Annotated in this window: 16 protein-coding genes and 1 pseudogene; 9 read left to right on the forward strand and 8 right to left on the reverse strand. The window is 41.0% G+C overall.

All coding sequences use genetic code 11. The annotated features are described in order from the left end of the window. Positions 1-514 precede the first annotated feature (514 nt). Complete coding sequence (gene ligA / locus HWQ42_RS27190; protein WP_292817385.1) at positions 515-2551, forward strand: NAD-dependent DNA ligase LigA; 2037 nt, start codon at positions 515-517, stop codon at positions 2549-2551. A gap of 332 nt (positions 2552-2883) precedes the next feature. Here ligA and HWQ42_RS27195 read toward each other — a convergent pair whose 3' ends face one another. Together HWQ42_RS27195 and glgP are read right to left on the reverse strand one after the other, a co-directional pair. Further along, complete coding sequence (locus HWQ42_RS27195; RefSeq protein WP_292817387.1) at positions 2884-3636, reverse strand: Uma2 family endonuclease; 753 nt, start codon at positions 3634-3636, stop codon at positions 2884-2886. A 104-nt stretch (positions 3637-3740) separates the two neighbouring features. Then, positions 3741-5161 (reverse strand): annotated as a pseudogene (glgP, locus tag HWQ42_RS27200) (alpha-glucan family phosphorylase). Between the two features lie 673 nt (positions 5162-5834). On the opposite strand from glgP, the gene HWQ42_RS27205 reads away from it, so the two are divergent. Continuing rightward, entirely contained in the window at positions 5835-8051 is a 2217-nt protein-coding gene (locus HWQ42_RS27205; protein WP_292817389.1) for an FUSC family protein, read from the forward strand. A 402-nt stretch (positions 8052-8453) separates the two neighbouring features. On the opposite strand, the gene HWQ42_RS27210 is transcribed toward HWQ42_RS27205, so the two are convergent. Further along, positions 8454-9191, reverse strand: a complete 738-nt coding sequence (locus tag HWQ42_RS27210) for an SDR family oxidoreductase (protein WP_292817391.1) — start codon at positions 9189-9191, stop codon at positions 8454-8456. A gap of 187 nt (positions 9192-9378) precedes the next feature. Continuing rightward, complete coding sequence (locus HWQ42_RS27215) at positions 9379-10044, reverse strand: phosphoribosyltransferase (protein WP_292737965.1); 666 nt, start codon at positions 10042-10044, stop codon at positions 9379-9381. Positions 10045-10839: 795 nt separating this feature from the next. Between HWQ42_RS27215 and HWQ42_RS27220 the strand changes: the two genes are divergently transcribed. Then, positions 10840-11343 (forward strand): hypothetical protein, encoded by a 504-nt coding sequence (locus HWQ42_RS27220; protein WP_292817393.1) that lies wholly within the window; start codon positions 10840-10842, stop codon positions 11341-11343. A 437-nt stretch (positions 11344-11780) separates the two neighbouring features. On the opposite strand, the gene HWQ42_RS27225 is transcribed toward HWQ42_RS27220, so the two are convergent. Further along, on the reverse strand, positions 11781-12572 hold the full coding sequence (locus tag HWQ42_RS27225) for an ion transporter (RefSeq protein ID WP_292817395.1): 792 nt from the start codon (positions 12570-12572) through the stop codon (positions 11781-11783). Between the two features lie 88 nt (positions 12573-12660). Here HWQ42_RS27225 and HWQ42_RS27230 point away from each other — a divergent pair, with 88 nt between their 5' ends. Continuing rightward, positions 12661-13086, forward strand: coding sequence for a nucleoside deaminase (locus HWQ42_RS27230; RefSeq protein ID WP_292817397.1), 426 nt, complete (start codon positions 12661-12663; stop codon positions 13084-13086). 121 nt (positions 13087-13207) lie between these two features. On the opposite strand, the gene HWQ42_RS27235 is transcribed toward HWQ42_RS27230, so the two are convergent. Together HWQ42_RS27235 and HWQ42_RS27240 are read right to left on the reverse strand one after the other, a co-directional pair. Further along, the gene (locus HWQ42_RS27235; RefSeq protein ID WP_292817399.1) at positions 13208-13870 is read right to left on the reverse strand and encodes a response regulator transcription factor; all 663 of its coding nucleotides are present in this window, start codon (positions 13868-13870) and stop codon (positions 13208-13210) included. Continuing rightward, positions 13870-15135 carry a sensor histidine kinase gene (locus tag HWQ42_RS27240; RefSeq protein ID WP_292817401.1) on the reverse strand — a complete coding sequence of 422 codons (1266 nt, stop codon included), beginning with the start codon at positions 15133-15135 and terminating at the stop codon, positions 13870-13872. The genes HWQ42_RS27235 and HWQ42_RS27240 overlap by 1 nt, the downstream gene beginning before the upstream one ends. 381 nt (positions 15136-15516) lie before the next feature. Between HWQ42_RS27240 and HWQ42_RS27245 the strand changes: the two genes are divergently transcribed. The 4 genes from HWQ42_RS27245 (at position 15517) to HWQ42_RS27260 (ending at position 17645) form a co-directional block, all read left to right on the forward strand. Continuing rightward, on the forward strand, positions 15517-16035 hold the full coding sequence (locus tag HWQ42_RS27245) for a P pilus assembly/Cpx signaling pathway, periplasmic inhibitor/zinc-resistance associated protein (RefSeq protein ID WP_292817435.1): 519 nt from the start codon (positions 15517-15519) through the stop codon (positions 16033-16035). A gap of 70 nt (positions 16036-16105) precedes the next feature. Next, on the forward strand, positions 16106-16627 hold the full coding sequence (locus HWQ42_RS27250) for a Coq4 family protein (RefSeq protein WP_292817403.1): 522 nt from the start codon (positions 16106-16108) through the stop codon (positions 16625-16627). A 160-nt stretch (positions 16628-16787) separates the two neighbouring features. Beyond that, complete coding sequence (sipA, locus tag HWQ42_RS27255; RefSeq protein ID WP_292737954.1) at positions 16788-17030, forward strand: regulatory protein SipA; 243 nt, start codon at positions 16788-16790, stop codon at positions 17028-17030. 57 nt (positions 17031-17087) lie between these two features. Further along, complete coding sequence (locus HWQ42_RS27260; RefSeq protein WP_292737952.1) at positions 17088-17645, forward strand: peroxiredoxin; 558 nt, start codon at positions 17088-17090, stop codon at positions 17643-17645. Positions 17646-17682: 37 nt separating this feature from the next. Here HWQ42_RS27260 and modA read toward each other — a convergent pair whose 3' ends face one another. Then, on the reverse strand, positions 17683-18477 hold the full coding sequence (modA, locus tag HWQ42_RS27265) for a molybdate ABC transporter substrate-binding protein (RefSeq protein ID WP_292737950.1): 795 nt from the start codon (positions 18475-18477) through the stop codon (positions 17683-17685). A 94-nt stretch (positions 18478-18571) separates the two neighbouring features. Here modA and HWQ42_RS27270 point away from each other — a divergent pair, with 94 nt between their 5' ends. Further along, positions 18572-19015 (forward strand): molybdopterin-binding protein, encoded by a 444-nt coding sequence (locus HWQ42_RS27270; protein WP_292817405.1) that lies wholly within the window; start codon positions 18572-18574, stop codon positions 19013-19015. The last annotated feature ends 188 nt before the right edge of the window (positions 19016-19203 follow it).

Here is a 19203-nt window from a genome sequence, read left to right on the forward strand (position 1 = left end):
TGAGAAAACATATTTCTTGTTTTTCTTGGAATAATTTATTCTTTGGAAGTCCCTAATTTTAAAATACGGTAATACGATAGATTTACTGTTATTTAAATATAATATCTCATAGCTTGATGCAAGAAGCAAGTTTTAATGGCTTGGGTATGGGGCAAAACAGTTCCGTGAGCGGATAGCTAAGGTTTAGCCCGTTCTGAGTAAAAAAGTGAGATTCCCCACTCAGCACTCATTAGACATCTTGCAAAAGTAACTTTTGCAAGATGTTGGGGAAACGTTTTATATAGCCATTTATTGACTCGCGATCGCTCTACATTTTTTACCAGTGGAATTATACTTAGTACTCAGGGGAAGCGCACTACTGAAGTTTGCCGTGCGATCGCCCTATCCAAGTATTAGATAGCGGGGGATTTGGTAAAACTTATTTAGCTTTATATATGGCTCAAAAGCCAAAATTTTGTATAGTACAAATGTATGATTTGTTAGCCCTAATCCTAGATATTTTATAATAATTCTCATGACACAGATTAAGCCGGAAGTAAAGCGCACAGAAGAATTGCGCCAGTTATTGCAACAAGCAAGTTTCGCTTATTACGTCCTAGATGCTCCAATCATGGAGGATGCAGTCTATGACCAGTTATATCGAGAATTGCAACAACTGGAAACTCAATATCCAGAATTGACAGCACCAGATAGTCCGACTCAGCGTGTAGGTGAGAGGCCAGCAACACAATTTACCTCGGTGCGGCACAATATCCCCTTGTACAGTCTGGAAAATGCATTCAATATTGATGAGTTGCAAGCATGGGATCAGCGTTGGCGGCGACAAGTACCGAAAATAGATGCAGTGGAATATGTCACTGAACTGAAAATTGATGGTTCTGCTTTGGCTCTTACTTACCAAGATGGCCTTCTAGTTAGAGGCACAACTAGGGGTGATGGGGTGACGGGTGAAGATATCACCCAAAATGTACGGACAATTCGCTCAATTCCCTTACGTTTGAATTTTGAAGGGTTAGAAATTCTAGAAAGAGTAGAAGTACGAGGTGAGGCATTTTTGCCGTTGGAAGTATTTAAACAAATCAACGAGGAAAGGCAAAAAGCTAGTGAGCAATTATTTGCCAATCCCCGCAATGCCGCAGCTGGTACACTCAGGCAACTAGACTCCCGCATTGTCGCTAAACGGCGGTTGGATTTCTTTGGCTACACCTTACATATTCCTGGTAGAGATGACACTAGTATTGCTAATAGCCAATGGGAAGCGTTGGAGTTGTTGGAAAAGATGGGTTTTCGAGTTAACCCTAACCACAAACTCTGTGCTTCGATCGCAGAAGTGGCAAAATATTATGAATACTGGGATACGGAACGGCTGAATTTACCCTACATGACGGATGGGGTAGTCGTGAAGCTGAGTTCTTTTAAACTTCAGGAACAGCTAGGGTTTACGCAGAAATTTCCCCGTTGGGCGATCGCCTTAAAGTATCCAGCCGAAGAAGCACCTACCCGTGTAGAAAATATTGCTGTAAATGTAGGACGAACGGGGGCGTTAACACCGTTAGCCGAGATGCGCCCGGTGCAACTGGCGGGAACAACAGTTTCCCGCGCCACTTTACATAATAGCGATCGCATTACTCAATTAGACATCCGCATTGGCGATACTGTCATCGTCCGCAAAGCTGGAGAAATCATACCAGAAGTGCTGAGGGTCATCAAAGAACTCCGTCCCGCTGACACCGAACCCTTCGTTATGCCTACCCATTGCCCAGTCTGCGGCCAATTGGTGGTGCGAGAATCCGGTGAGGCGGTGACTCGGTGCGTCAATGCTTCCTGTGCGGCGATTCTCAAAGGTTCCATTGAACATTGGGTAAGTCGTGATGCCTTGGATATTAAAGGTATGGGCGAAAAACTGGTATATCAACTCGTTGATAAAGGTTTGGTGCATTCCGTTGCCGATTTATATGAGTTGACAGCAGAGAAGTTATCTGCATTGGAAAGGATGGGGAAAAAGTCGGCAGAGAAGTTAGTGGATGCGATCGCTCAATCAAAAAATCAACCTTGGTCAAGGGTATTGTATGGTTTAGGCATCCGTCACGTTGGCAGTGTGAATGCCCAATTACTGACTCATAAATATTTCACTGTAGACCAGTTAGCGGCAGCAAAGCAATCAGATATTGAAGGCATTTATGGTATTGGTGCTGAAATTGCCCAATCTGTATACCAGTGGTTTCGGATTGATGCTAACCAAAGGTTGATAAAACGCTTACAAGCAGAAGGATTGCAATTAACTGCCACAGAGAAAACAAAAATAGTTGGGGATGGTAATCAAAAATTTGCAGGTAAAACGTTTGTAATTACGGGAACATTGCCAACCTTAAAGCGGGATGAAGCGAAGGCTTCGATTCAAAAATCTGGGGGGAAAGTAACTGATTCAGTTAGTAAAAAAACAGATTATTTAGTTTTAGGAGAAGATGCCGGTTCCAAGTTAGAAAAAGCAATTTCCTTGGGAATTACACAGTTAAGTGAGGCGCAATTGTTGGAGATGCTTAAAGATTAAAATCAGGTAAATAGCCTGGAAAGCTATATATTTCGTGAACGAATCCAGACAATTAACCCATACTTATCAATCAGCCAAAAATCATGACCGCTACAACCTCCATATCCCCGATTTATCAAATAATACCAATTTGAAAAAAGAATGCGACAAATAGACCATTTGTAGAGACGCGATTCATCGCGTCTTTAGCCAAGGATGTGTTGCAATTATTAATTGAATTGGTATAAGTCGGCGATATTATTTTTCAGGAACGATTCAGGATTGCTATCGCAAACTAGTTGGTTTTGCAAAATCGGATGATTCTCGTAAGGGCAATTTATCAATTGCCTCTACTAAAATGGGGGCAAGTTATTCGGGTCAATACCCTGTGATTGCAAATAAGCAATCAGTCGTTCTTTTTGCTGGCGTTCTTGTTCTGTACGTTGGCGTTCTTGTTCAATCTGTTCTACAGCCCACGGTAACAAATTACCATCTCGGTCCCACCAGCGCAACCAATAACCAGTGCGACCTTCTTTTGTTCCTTGCCAAGTTGCTAAAAATAAGCCCATTACATCAATCCAATGACGACCATTTTCGTCGGGTTGCTTTAACTCATAGCGCTTATTTTCCAGTTGATAATATTCTAATAAACCGCCATAAGGTTCAAAAATAACGTAGATGGGAATCTGCAAAATTTGCTCGTAGAAAAACCATTTTCCTGGTGGATAAGTTCGCTTGACTGAATATTCTCCACCCTCAGTATCGGATAAAAATTCAATAGCGATCGCCGGAATATCCCCTTCTAAATTGGGTGTATAACTTTTGCGATTACCCACCACTTCATTAACCGACGGCACATAAACCCAGTCTGGTGCTTTGGCAATAAATTGCTCGTTGACTGTCGCACAAAGACCAAAGTTTGAAGCTATCAACATCTGAGGTTGGATGAATCCACTGATTTCTAGGCTTTCACGCAAAGCACCAGCCAAAAGTGGCTGACCGGTATTCTCCACTGGTTCATCCTCTAGTTGAAAATCTTTGGGCAAGGCTTCCCAAGAGATTACCAGTTCTGTTGGTGATTTGGCTTGGCTGAGTTGGGTTGCCATAAACACAGCATGAATTTATTCTCGATCTTATCGCAAGCGATACTAGGAGCAAGAAAAGGGGCAGAAAACCCGCCCCTCTATTTAACCAGGAAACTAAAAATTATCTAAAGCAGTACTTTAGCTAAAATCGGTTCCACACTCTTAGAAATCTCTGGGACATATACCTGTGAAACGTAGTCGGCAATCATCCTGTCGGTGTTGAATAACGGCGCATTTGTCTTAATCGACGTTTTCATCATCTGCACCCAACGGTGAGGAATGCCTTTGGCATCTTGGTCATAGTATAAATGTAACCAATTGGCACTTTATCTTTCGATCGCTGCGGATAGAGAACTGTCCACATTTTACGAGAAACTTGACCGTGTAATTCACTCACGCCATTGCAAGCACGCGACATCCGCAATGCTAAAACGGTCATCCCAAAGGGTTCCCAAGGATCGCCCAATCGCCTTGCACCCAGCGCCAAAAATTGTTCGCGGGAAAGTCGCAATTGCGGCCAATAGCTGGCAAAGAAGGAATCTATTAAATCGGGAGAGAAGACATCATGACCGGCGGGAACGGGGGTATGGGTGGTAAATACACAACTGTTCCGCACCTTAGCTTCAATGTCATAGAAAGATTTACCAGTCCGTTCAATTTCTAAGCGGGCAATTTCCAAGGTGCAGAATGCAGCGTGTCCTTCGTTGAGGTGATAGACAGAAGGTTCAATTCCCAAGGCGTGTAGGGCGCGAACGCCACCAATTCCTAAAACGACTTCTTGGGCGATGCGGGTTTCCAAATTACCGCCGTATAGATGTCCTGTTAGCCAGCGGTCAATGGGATCGTTATCGTGGCGATCGCTATCTAATAAATATAATGTGACTCGCCCAACTTGCACTCGCCAGATTTGCACTTTCACAACTCGTTGGCGAACTTGTAACTCGATAGTGACCGATTCCCCTTGCTCATTTTTGATTAACTCCAGGGGCATTTGTTCAAAGGGATTATCAATATAATAATCTTCTTGCCAACCTTGGCGGTTCAAGCGTTGCCGAAAATAACCTTGGCGATACAACAAGCCAACACCAACCAATGGCACACCTAAATCTGATGATGATTTCAGGTGATCCCCGGCGAGAATTCCCAACCCGCCAGAGTAGATGGGTAGAGATTCATGGATGCCAAATTCGGCGCAAAAGTAAGCAATGGGGCGCAATGCAGATACTTGCGGTGCAACTCGACTGACCCAAGTATCTTGCTGATTGATGTATTGGTCAAACTCACGCGCTAGGGCGGATATCTGCTTTAAGTAAAATGGGTCTTCTGCTAATTGCGTCAGACGCTCATAAGTTGCCGACTCTAAAATTGCGACTGGATTATGCCCACAGCGTTCCCATTCTTGGGGATCAATTGTTTGGAATAAGGAGATGCGATCGCCACTCCAACTCCACCAATAGTTATAAGCCAAATCTGCCAAACGCTTGAGCGGCAAAGGTAACTTTTCACTCAAGTGTCGTGCTGGGGTGATTGCACTGCTATTAGCCATACTAAATCTATGTCCTCGCGCTTAACTTTTTCTCTATGTATCGGGAACTGGGGAAAAAGCAAGGGAGCAGGGGGCAAGGAGCAAGGGAGAAGAGTTTTCCCATTTGCCCGCTGCACCCCGCCCCGATGCCTCTTTTCCATGCCCAGTCCCTTTTATTTACTCTTCAGGTTTATAACACCGGAGCCTTCACTTGCTGAATTCTCCCCTGAAGTTGGAACAGTTTTTCGACATCAAACCTTATCCAAGTAAATGGTTTTTATTGTTTTCGTCTTTTAAAAATTATCTCTACTTTTGGACAGATTTAATATTTTTTTCTATCAAATTCGTTGACATTATTTTACTTTTTTTATTTTATTGTAAATATTTATTTACATTTTTACAATCAGCAACTAAGGTTATTTATATGTCTTGATAATAGTCAATTTTTAATTACAGATATTTGCAGCATAATAATGCTTTTTATCAGACAATCACAGCAATCATGCCGTTATTCACGATAAAACTCATATCTGTTAACAAATAATTAAAAATGACTTATAAAGTGACAAAATATGTATCTGAAGATTCACTTTTTGTAAAAGCTCTTAATTGCCCACCATCAATTAGAATAAATTTTAATATATCAAAAAATTAAGATAATTTCGATAAAAATTTTGTTTTGTTAACAAAAACAATGCAGTTAAATCAAAGTAATTTCCTCAAATTTCTGATCCAATCAGAGCCAGGAAAACCAGCAATATCCAACGGCTTACGAGCTGCTTTCGCGTTGGGAGTTCCCATGCTAATTGGGCAACTCATTAACCAAAGAGAAAGCGGACTATTGGTTGGTTTAATGGCTCACTTTGTCAACTTAGCGAATGTTGGTGGCCCTTACCAAATCAAAGCTAAGGCGATGACACAGGCTACTTTGGGAATAACTGTTTCAGTATTTGTGGGTACTCTAGTCGCTCAAGTTCCGGTACTAGCTGTAGTGCTGACACTTCTCTGGGGAATTGCTTCCGGTTTTGCGTCACTGTACGGTAATGCTGGTGCCAATGTTGGTCTGGTGGTAGGGATATCATTTATTACCACGATCGCACAGCCAGGAAACTTGGAAGTTGCACTCGTGCGATCGCTGCTATGCCTAACCGCAGGTGGATGGGCGATGCTACTCTCCTTAGTAATGTGGCCTTTTAGACCTTACGATCCAATACGGCTAGCTTTGGCTGATTGTTTCAGTGCAATCGCCAACTACATTCAGGCATTTGTAGGTAAAGTAGCAACAACTGAAAATATTCTCGAAATTAGAAAAGCATTAGAAACAGCACGCACTGCTTTAGGTACATTACGGATTGGACAGTCGTCTCGGAGTTGGATAAATGAGCCATTTTTGCTGCTAATTCAGGATGGCGATCGCTTGCTTGGTTTAATTGTTGCCTTAACAGAATTACTAGAAACTCACTTCCAACAACAGCAATATTATACAGTCCAGCAATTAGTAGACGATGCACTCGAACAAATATCAGTCATTCTTCAAGCCATAGCGAAAGTCATATCTCGCAAGCCTGCTAGCATCGACTTGGGAAATCTCAAGCGCATCTATGAAGCACTGAAAGAACAAGAAAGTCTGCAAAGAAAAGCAATTGCTGGGAGTGAAACCGACTACACAACCCTCGTTGCTTTCACTAACCTGGTGCTGACGCTCAAAAAGCTGATCGAGCAATTGCAATACACGGCTCAGACAGCTAAATCTCTGGCAGATCGCAGCAAAATGAGTCAACGAGATATAGATAGACTTCTTTTATTTGAAGAAGAACAGCGATCGCCCTTAAGTTTACTCAAAGAAAACCTCACCTTAGACTCAGCAATCTTTCGCCATGCTCTCCGCATTGGTGCGAGTCTAACTCTAGGCGTGATATTATACAGCGTTACAAATTTACCAATGGGCTATTGGGTAACACTGACAATTATATTAGTCCTGAAACCAAACTTGGGTGCAACTTTCAAACGGTTTTTCCAGCGAGTTGGCGGGACAATCTTAGGAGCTGTCTTAGCTGCTATCTTACTTGCAACCATCACGAGTAAGCCTGTATTAGACATCATTATTCTGCTGACAGTATTTTTTGGCGTTTCCCTGATCGGTTTCAACTATGGGTATTCAGTGATTTTCTTCTCAATATTTGTCTTACTGATTATCGATATTGGTCATCCTATTAGTTGGCAACTTGCTGGCTTTCGGGTGTTGAATACATTAATTGGGGCGGGACTGGCTTTTGCGAGTCATTACTTTTTATGGCCAAACTGGGAACGCGATCGTTTACCTAGTCAACTCGCCACAGCACTACGAGAATGTCACAAATACTTTCGGGATGTGATGGCTGTTTACCAAGGCACAAAGGAGCGTGACTCTAGTATTATCAGTCAACGGCGACAAACTGGACTAGCAATTGGCAATGCCCAAGCCTCCTTCCAAGGATTGCTGCGCGAACCGAAAATGCACCAAGAATTAGTAGAACCAGTAATGACGCTGCTGCTGTATATGGGACGTTTTAATAACGCCGTAACAGTTTTGGCAGTACATCTCGAACATTTCCGAGGAACAGTACCACTCCCGGAATTAGAAACCTTTGTCTGCCAAATTTCGCTACTCTTAGAGCAGTTAGCTGATTCAGTACAGCAGGAAATTCCCCCACCGCCCTTACCTGACTTGGAAGAAACACTGCTAAAAATCCAGCCATACCTGCAAGCACTGCGTACAGCCAGGATAGAAGAACTAGCCGTCAATCAAGGACATACACCGATTCGTCAGGCAGTCATTGATTACAGCATATTAGATTTGGAGATCGAGCAGATCGTTCGGCGTTTGACCGCTATGCACTCAGCGATGGTACGGCTAACATTAGCTAATTAAATTTCAAGTGTTCGGTAGAAAAAGACGATAGGATTCGCTGTCCATCAAAATTCTAAAACCTAGCCACATCAGTAGGAAGGGGAAAATCTTGCCAGCATAACGGTCAATACGGTTCGGATAAGTAGAGGAGGCAGGGGTGCAGGGGAGGCAGGGGAGGAAAGAGAGTTATTATTAAGCAATTTCTCTTCCCCTGCTTCTCTTCTCCCCCTGCTCCCCTTGCTTGCCTTATTTGAATGCTGCTGGCAAACAGAGTATATAAATCCCAAGATTATTGCCGCCGTTAGAAATTGTTACCGCACAGACGCGCTAGGTTTGGCGATCGCTTTCTGAAATCAAATCCTTTAAATTTAGAGTTTCTTTTTAGATTAGCTGACTTAGTTTTTTTAAGTTGTAAGCCTAAATTTAAAGTTCTTGACGTGTCGGACGGATGATGATTTCATTCACATCAACATCATCAGGTTGCTCAATGGCGTATGCGATCGCACGGGCAATGGCATCTGCATCAATGGCGATCTCATAAAGTTGGTTAATTCCTGCTGCTGTGTCTTTATCGGTAATCGTGGTGGTCAGTTCGGTGGCAACGGCTCCTGGTGAGATATTAGTCGAACGGATTTCACCATTTGACTCTAGCCGCAGCCCTTCAGAAATCGCCCGCACTGCGTACTTGGTGGCACAGTAGACAGCTGATCCCGCAAACACCTTATGTCCAGCCACGGACGATAGGTTAATGACGTGACCAGACTTTTGCTGACGCATAATCGGTAAGACGGCAGCAATCCCATAGAGAACGCCTTTGATGTTGATATCGATCATCCGATCCCACTCCTCCACCTTTACTTGGTCGAGGGGAGAAAGCGGCATCAACCCGGCATTATTGATTAGCACGTCAATTTTGCCATAAGTACTCAAAGTTTTTTTCGCTAAGGCTTCCACCTGGGCGCGATCTGCTACATCGGTTACTTGATAGGTTGCAGTCCCTCCTGATTTAGCGATCGCTGCAACCAATTCTTTGAGACGATCTTCGCGTCTGGCAGCCAGCATTAGTTTGGCTCCACTAGCAGCTAGTAGCTTCGCAGTTGCCTCACCTAACCCACTGCTAGCTCCAGTGATGATTACCACTTTGTTTTGAATCTCAGACATATTGATTTCTGCGGATTATTGAGTATGGATCGTGAAACATAGGGTGCTGTTTCAGATGAACTCAGCATTACTTAACCATATCAACTAGTTTGTAACAGGATCAACGTTTTTGTCTGAGCAACATCACGCCGTTTGAGTTCTGTCCCGTTAAAACTTCAGTTGGTCATCTCATAAACTTAATCTTTATCTACATACCAAGAGGTATTACTTCACCGTTCTTTGCTGCTTTGGCGAGTAAGTCACGGACTTCTTCATCCGTCGTTTGAGGAAAGCTTTCGTACCAAAGACCAACGCTCTGGAAAGGGCTGGGTGTAGAGATGCAAACGATTTCGTCTACCTCAGTTTCTAACTCTTGGCAAGTTTCAGGTGCAGCCACAGGTACAGCAATCACAATCTGAGCAGGTTGCTGTTTTCGCACAGTTACAACAGCAGCCCACATGGTTGCACCCGTGGCTAAACCATCATCTACTAAGATGACTGTACGTCCTTGTAAATTTCTTAAGGGGCGATTTCCCCGATAAAGCCGTTCCCGCCGCTCTAACTCCCGTTCTTCTTGCGCCGCCACTCTGGCAATTACTTCATCAGGTATCTTTTCCAGGCTGATAATATATTTATTGACTATCCGCACACCACCAGAAGCGATCGCTCCCATCGCTAGTTCTTCTTGATCGGGCACACCCAATTTACGTACCACTAAAACATCTAAGGGAGCATTTAACGTTTTGGCAACTTCAAAGGCAACGGGTATACCACCCCTTGGTAGCCCTAATACCAAAACATCTGGATCGTTAGCATAAGCAGTTAACTCCTTAGCCAAAACTTGACCTGCAAACCTCCGATCTTTAAATAGCATGGTGATATTCCTAATTAGTTTCCAAAAAAATTAAATAAATATTTACATAAGTTTGTTATTGACTATGAACCTCAAACAATGGAGCAAATTCCAAACTTGTTGTTATAGTTCAGATGTTCTGAACCGATCTTAGAAAGCTAAATATTCCCTGTCCTCCACTAACGGAGCGACATCTTCAATCTACAGGTCTATCAAACGAATGAGTTAGCTTTAATACAACAAGATTTCTGCATCTTGCGCTGAGACTATTTTACTACTCTACACTCAATATCCGTCCCCAAATGGCTTGTTGAGAAGACCGATGACGCGGTGAACTATAGCTGTAGGGGGTTTACTGCTCTAGGTAACTGGTGTTAGCGTGAAGCAAAGTTATAGTGCGACCACAAAAGAAGGGTGATATGGAAAACCTAATGTTTAAGTAGGGGTGCATTTGAAAACTACTATAAGTTTTGCCACTTCCTAACATTTACTGCTAGACTTTTACGGAGTATCTTTTTTACCGTATTTTAAGAAAAAAATACTTACGTGCTAGCAGATGCAAAAATCTATGAAAATCCAGTGATAATTAAATTGTTAATTCTTCGCTTGTCCCGTATTACTGACATTGGATTGATATTATCTTTACATCATCCCTAAATTGTGAATATGAGATAATGCACCAATCTGCTTGTTCATTATATAATGCTTAATATTACAGAGAAAAGTCATCAAAGTTACCCAATTAACACTTTTGAATAAAAATTAATAGGGTAGAATCACTGAGTATGTTTGAAAATCAAAAGAAGGGTGTTTTTAATGATCAGCTTAACTAATTCAGAAAACGGCACAGTTAGCAGCACAGCAGCCACTAAGAGGCTGGCAAGGGCGATGATGGTTTCTGGTGGAGAGTTTTCACTCTTATTGGCGTGTTGTAACTCTGTTCAAAGGCAGCAGCAAGTGCTGAATTTATTAACAGAATTTTCATCAGCAGATATCCACGAAATATTGCTCTCACCTACGGTTGACAAATTATACACAGCTATTATAAGTGAAATTGGTACTACTCAACCCGAAGCTTTGATGATAAGGGGCTTAGAATCTGTAGCGGCAATTAACCAACTGATTATTAGTACCAATATCATGCGAGATGAGTTTCGGAAACAGTTTCAGTTTCCCTTGGTATTGTGGGTCAATGATGAAATTCTGCGTAAGCTAGTTTGGCTAGCACCCGATTTCAAAGACTGGGCAGCTACTACTATTAGATTTGATGTACCTAATAATCAGTTAATTGAATCTGAACAACAACCCATCAGCGCCTAATATTGTCTGAAATTACTTTTAAAATTTTATATATGCTAGTTGAGCCGAGCAAAACCGAAGCTCAGGTTCTGTCACATTATTTTCTAAAATTACTTTTATTTAACTACTCCCTTAGCAATTAACTACTCCCTTAGCAAAGTGAGCTAAAAATTCTTGGAAGCTATTTTCAAAATTAGAAGATGGTATGGGTGTCGAGTGTGTTATCGCCTTAGTACACGTCATCCTAAAAAAGGTGTGAGAATTAAGCTGCGATCGCCATATTTGTTTGAATCGTATAATTTATTCTACTTCAACAGCACTAACTGAAATTGTTATTGAACCTGGGTTTTCCTCAAAAGAGATATCCTATAGGAATGAAAAAGAATGTAGAGACGTAGCAATGCTACATCTCTACAAAGATTGTGGATAACGCATACATATTTAATTTAACCAGATGTCTAATCAATCCTGCGACTAGCTAACTTAGTCCCGCACCTCTGACAAAACCCAGCATTTACATCATGGAAAGCTAAACCACAACCTGAACAAACTATTTCTACCTGATTAGCAGTTTTCACCACTCGCTTAATCAAATCCCCTACTTGCCAAGGAATGAGTGCAATTCCGGTAAAAATCATCAATACTGTTAGCAAGCGTCCTAATTCCGAAATTGGAATAACATCACCAAATCCTACAGTTGTCATTGTGACAACAGAGAAGTAGAATGCATCCAAAAATGTACCGTAATTTTCAGGATTAACCGGATGCTCAACTTGATAAATTAAGCCAGAGTAAATAAAAACAATTGCAAATAATGTAAATAATATTCGCGCAAAAATCATCCCATCTTCACTGCTGATACTAGCGAATAAAAACTTTCTATCGATAAATCTAATTAATCGTAAAATCCGAAACCATCGTAATAGGCGGATAAAGCTAATATCCACCATACCTAGAAAAAATGGCAGAATCGCCATTAAGTCAATAATCGAATAAAAGCTAAAAATATACTTAATCTTATTTTCCGCACTCCACAGGCGGAGTAAATATTCCACAGCGAAGATCATGACGATCGCAGTATCAGCTACATTTAATTGAAACCGCATATAGTCAGGAATATTATATGTTTCTGCCACAAAAATTCCTGATGATATTAGCACCAAAGAGGCAAGTGTTAAATTAATCGCTTTACCTATTGGTGTTTCTAGGTCTTCTAAGTAAAATTCTGTTTCTTGTCTGCTCAGTAACATATTCGACCATTAATACATCTTAATTCCCAGTTATAACATTAGAAATACGATATTATTAACAATTATCCTTATGTTAACCTCAGCTTATATGAACCCAGAATCTTTTATGCGTTTAGCATTGGCAGAAGCAAAAAAAGGGGATGCGCCTTACGGTGCAGTGATTGTTAAAGATAATGAAGTCGTTGCCGTAGCTCATAATACTGTAAGGAGAGACAACGATCCATCAGCCCATGCAGAAATCAATGCTATTCGTAGTTTAACAGCTAAACTCAAAAGCCTCTCTTTAGAAGGTTATAACATATATACAACTGGCGAACCTTGTCCAATGTGTGCAACTGCTTGTGTTTGGAGTGGTTTATCAGAAATTGTATATGGTGCTTCAATTCAAGATTTAATTTCAGTAAATCAATCACAAATTAGTATCTCTTGTGAAGAGGTAATCGATAAGTCATTTAGGAAAATCAAAGTGACAAAAGGCGTTTTAAAGAATGAATGCTTGGAGTTATTTAAATAAGCTGAATTTAGATTCCTGATTTATTTAAAATCGGGAATATACGGATTGCAATTTTCACCAATAAAATAGAATTGCTATAAAGCTTAAAATTACGAATTACGAATTACGAATTACGAATTACTTAACTTGGCTCATTCAAATAGGATAAATATGTATTTGCCCAAATTGCAGCTTGAGTGCGATCGCGCAAATTTAACCTGTTTAAAATATTCGTAACATGATTTTTTACTGTCCCCTCAGAAATGTAGAGTTCCTGAGCAATTTCTCGGTTACTAGCGCCTGTAGCAATTAATTGCAAAACCTCTTTTTCTCTAGGGGTAAGTTCCGCTAAAGTAGATGGTACAGGCGGTGACTGGATTGGTGCAACATGAGAAAATTGGGTCAACAGCTTTTTAACTATACCTGGGCCTAACTGAGTATATCCTTTATGAACGGCACGAATAGCAACAGCTAATTCTTCTGATGGTGTATCTTTCAATAAATAACCCATAGCCCCATTCTTTAAAGCTGCTGACACATATTCATCATCATCAAAAGTCGTTAGTACTAAAATCTTAGTTTTGGCAAAACGTTTTTGAATTTCCTTCGTGGCTGCAACTCCATCCATAATTGGCATTCTGATATCTAGCAATATTACATCTGGCTGAAATTGGGCAACACAATTAATCGCCTGTTCGCCATTTTCTGCTTCTCCAACTATTTCTAAATCTGGTTCTAGTTCCAATAAAGCTCTTAATCCTTGACGAATTAAACTTTGGTCATCTACCAGCAATACTTTAATCATTATGTTAACCTTGTTAATGGAATATTAACTGTAATTTTGCAACCAGAGCCAAGAGCGCTATTAATATTAAACTTACCTCCAAGTGCTAAAGTGCGATCGCGCATACTATGAAGTCCAAAACCAGTAGTATTTTGCCCTACGTCAAAACCTTTACCATTATCCTGAATTATCAATTGTAAATTGCCTTTAGTCGTAGTGAGTTCCAATTTAACCTCTGTTGCATAGGCATATTTAGATATATTAGTTAAAGATTCTTGAGTAATCCGGTAAATAGCAGTATTTATTTCAGGTGGTAGAGAATAGTCCAGGTTGATTTGATAAATTGGTAATATCCCATTAAACCGATGAAAATTTTCTGAAAGACTAGCGATCGCATCTTCTAAAGATTGTTCTTGTAAGGGATTAGAACGCATAGTAGAAACAGATTGACGAACATCTTTTAGCGCCTTTGAACCTAATTCCTTTGCAGTTGCAAGAAATGTTTCAGCCTTACCTGGGTTAGATTGCCATAGTTTTAAAGCAGTTTCTAATTGTAGGTTTAAAGCAGTCAGAGAGTGTCCTAATGAATCATGAATTTCACGAGCAATGCGGTTACGTTCTTCTAAGGTAGCTTGATTTTCAATTTGCATGGCATATTGACGGAGTTTTTCGTTAGCAAGAGCTAGCTTTTCTCGACTTTGCCGTTCAGACAAAACTGCATTCATCATCAGCAACACAAACACCAAACTTAAGCCAAATACTAGTGACGAATTCAAAATCAAAAATCGATATCGCTCTTGTGCCTGTGGCGATGCTTGAAAATTGAATAACTGATATTTTAGTTGTGTGGTAACTAAAAATAAAGCAAATGACAAAGCTGTAACGAATAAACGCCCATTTAACTGAAAAATCAGACAACTGCGAGTCACTAAAATTATATAGAGAAAGGGGAAAAGTCGAGCAAATCTCTCCCCAAAAAGTCCAATTATTAAAATCAATAAAATTTCAATAGCTGTATATATTACCTTAGTTGTCTGGCTATTCCTGGGTAATCTTAAGCCCATTAGTGCAAAAATAATCAGACTATAGATTGACAGTTCTGGCAATATGCTACAAACTGACAAGTCTGGAAATGCACCACAAATTGATAGTTCTGGAAGCTTGGGACGAAAACGCCGTAACGGGGGTGGTATAACGGCTGTCAATGCGGTGATCGCCAGTAATGTCCACTCCAGATAAAGCAGAGACGGAAAAGGATGTTTCTTAATTTGAATTGAACGACTCATTAGCCGCGTTGCTCCCGTTATAAGTTATGAGTTAGGAATTAGGAATTAGAAGTTAATAATTCCGAATATTTGAGCAGTGGCTTCCGCCACTTAGAATTTTCGCTGAGTGAGAAATCAAAAGTAAATTCAAACAACAGAATCGTTACTTAATAAGCTAAAGAATGACTTATAAAATCATCATAATCAAAATTTTCAGGATTTATAACTCTAACTTTTAACTCCTAACTTCTAACTCCTAACTCCTAACTTCTAACTTTTAACTATCTATTGTCAATCATGACTTTAGTCATGGGTATAACCATGACTTTCTCCTCATGTAACTGCTGAAGATAAGTTCTTATGATGGTGGCATCCAACCAGGAAAAACCCACCAGACAAGTAATGAAACTCAAAGCATTATCGCTAGTCGCTTCCGCAATCGCCTTAACTTTAACTGCAACCTCCTTTGCTGTTCACGCTCAAACAGCCTCTCCTTCACCCCTGTTACTTGCACAAACTCAACAAAAAGAAAGAGGCCCTTGGAAGGAGTTGGGTCTAACAGATGCCCAAAAAACCCAAATTCAGACGATTCGCCGCGATAGCCGCGCCAAATTTGAAGCAGTTTTGACCCCAGAACAAAAAGCAAAATTAGAGGCAGCAAAACAAGCACGTCGGGCTGAGTGGCAAGCGCGTAAGGCTCAGGGGCAAACAGGTCAAGGTCAACGGCAACCCGGCCAACGTCGAGGAAAGGGTGGTTTTGGTGACTTAAATCTGACTGAAACCCAAAAAACCCAAATGCGACAAATCCGCGAATCTGAGAAACAACAGATTCAAGCAGTCTTAACCCCCGAACAGCGTCAAAAATTGGAGCAATTTCGTCAAAATGCTCCATCACGCCGTCAACAAGGCAATCCTCAATAATCATCTTTCAAAAAATAATAATTTTGGGGTGGGCAATACTCGCCCATCTCAATCCCAAAATAGATAGATTATGATGCAACCCTTTGCGGCTTTACCAAATCCCGCTCCTCGTCTGCAACAGGTTTTAGATGTACTCGATCGTATCGCACAAGCGCAGGGGCGAGATGTTCCCCAAATTGTGGAAATAGAGAAATTGCGTTTCCTCCCTACTGGCACTTTTGGCAGAACTTGGGCAGACTTCCTCAATGAACACAATTTAAAACCCTTTACTACAGGTAGCCGCCGTAAACAACTCCATGACGGGGTTCATGTTCTCACAGGCTATGGCACAGACTTCATTGGCGAAGCAGAAATACAGGCATTTTTATTAGGAACAAATTTTAGCATAACTAACTTGATGCTGGGACTAGGACTGTTGCGAGTCATCCATAAAAACCTAAATTCTCGACAACAATTCACCTGGGACAGACTTTGGCAAGCATACCAACGCGGTTGTCACTCTCACTTTGACCCAGATACTTGGCAACCAGAATTACTTTGGCACTTACCCTTGACTGATGTCCAGGCATTGTTTTCCATAGTCAAAAATTAACAGACTTCTTGCAGAAGATGCGGAAAGGGGAAAAACTTCATCCCCTTTCCCTTTCCCTATTTTGAGTGCTGAGTTCTGAGTTCTGAGTTCTGATTCAATTTAGTAGACTTTCAAGATCGTTTTGAGTTATGAGTTAATCAAAACTCCTAGCTTGATTAACATGTCGAAAGAATTCGCAATTGGTAGTAAAGTCCGTGTTGTGGCGCTACCAGCCTACGTCAAAACTGCTGAACCTATGCCCATGTTGCGCCCTCCCAATGTCATTCACATTGGTGAAGAAGGTATAGTCATTGACCGCAGACCTGGTGGATATTGGGGTATTCGCTTTGCTAGGGGGGCTTTTCTCCTAGATAGTCAATATATCGAAAGCACAGATACCCCTGCCGAATCTCACTTAGAATAAGATTTCTCGCAACCAAGAATTGTAAACTTGTGTAAAGTTGTGATTCTGGTTTACACCATGATTTCCCGCCGCACTTTTTTAAGCATATTATTTGCCAGCTGTATTTCTGTCATCAGCTGGCTGAATTTTACCCCTGCTGCTAATGCTCTTGGTGGTAAACTTCCGGCAATTAATCAACCTGCACCAGAGTTTACTCTGCCAACCAACACAGGTGATGGTAAAATTTCCCTCTCTGACTTGCGTGGTAAATGGCTAGTCCTGTACTTTTATCCTAAAGACTTCACCTCTGGTTGTACTATAGAAGCTCGTCGTTTTCAGCAAGACTTACCCCAATACCTGGAAAAAAACACTCAGATTATTGGCGTTAGTGCTGATGATATTGACTCCCACGCCAAATTTTGTGATTCAGAGGGACTAAAATTCCCCCTATTGGCTGACACTGATGGTTCAGTGAGCAAAGCTTACGGTTCGTGGCTTGGCTTTTTATCTATGCGCCACAGTTTTATCATCGATCCTCAAGGCGTCTTGCGCGAAACTTTTGTCAAAGTCAACCCAACTATTCACAGTTCAGAAGTGCTGGCACGACTAGAAAAATTACAGTCCACAGCTTCTTAAACTTCAATAAATCAACAAGGGGCTTAAGCCCCTTATTTTAACTCACAATAAACCCATATTTTTTGAGTACAGTTTTGGCTTCACTGCCAGATAGAAACTGGACAAATTCTTTGGCAGCGGAAGGATTTTTACTGCTTTTAATTATTGCTACCGGATAGACAATCGGTGAGTGAAATTTATCATCAGCAGTAACTGCGACTTTTACTTTGTTGGAAATTTTGGCATCAGTGGCATAAACTAAACCCGCTTCGGCATTACCACTTTCTACTGCTGCTAAAACTTGACGCACATTGTTAGCAAAGACTAATTTCGACTTGAGGCGATCGTAAAGTTTCAATTTCTTCAAGACTTGCTCGCCATATTGACCGGCGGGTACGCTTCTGGGTTCACCGATCGCAATTTTTTTAATCTTACTATCTGTTAAATTGTAGAAGCTATTGATGCCAACAACATCCTGAGCCACAATCAAGACTAGACGGTTATTTGCTAGGTTAGTACGGCTACCTGGTAGCAATAATCCTTTTTGTTCCAAGGCATCCACTTGCTTTTTGCCAGCAGAAATAAAGATATCCGCTGGCGCACCTTGCTCAATCTGTTGCTGCAAGGCACCAGAAGCCCCAAAGTTATAACTAATATTGATATTTGATTTACTTTGTTGGTACAAAGGCTTAATTTCTTCCAGTGCCTCTTTTAAGCTGGCGGCTGCGGACACGAGTATGCTGGTGTTCGACTGTGCTATTACAGGAGAAGGAGGAACCAACGGTAAACCAATTGCTAGCAGCAAGCCAGCGATCGCTATACCCAGGAAGCCAAAAATTTGTCTTCTTTTCATAGAAAAGGCGTTTGAAGGGTTTCTTCCATAAAATTGATGCTAGGTAAAATAGTACCAAAGATACCAACATATAACCAACTATATCGGTAAAATTATGCCTAGAAAAGAACAAGGGTGGGTCACATTCCAAACCTCAGAAGAGGAGCGAAAGATTTTGGAAGAGTTCTGTGGCCAGTCTCAGCGAACTAAGACCGAGATTCTCCGGGAACTGGTACGTGGTCTTAATCAACACTCTTCACCATCAAACTTGCTACCAACCATAAACACAGATGAGGAAGATATCTACACTCAAATGCCTGAGATAGAAATTAGTCTTCAAAAGAAACCACTCAAAGTTAGCTCTCGCAATATTCTCAAGGGTGTTGTTAAGCGAGTTGTTACTGGAGCCGTTAATAGTGAAGTAACGCTGGAGATTGTTCACAAAGTTGAGTTAACTTCAATTATCACCAGAGTATCGGTAGAAGAGTTAGATTTGTCTGAGGGGAAAGAGGCTTATGCTGTTATTAAGTCCAACGATATAGTTATTGCCAGAGAATAGGCTGTGGTGATGTCTCTGAAGCATTGCTTTATCCATTCAAGAGAAACGATCAAGATTTTCTCACGAATGATTCTAAATTGCGGTAAAAATTTCTTAATGCTACACAAATAAATTTATATTTCGCTAAATACTTCAGTAGGTAAATAAGGGCTGCGAACAGATTCCACAGCCCTTGTTTACCACTCTAT

The sequence above is a fragment of the Nostoc sp. JL23 genome, from assembly GCF_017115065.1.
In the GTDB taxonomy this organism is placed as follows: domain Bacteria; phylum Cyanobacteriota; class Cyanobacteriia; order Cyanobacteriales; family Nostocaceae; genus Nostoc; species Nostoc punctiforme_A.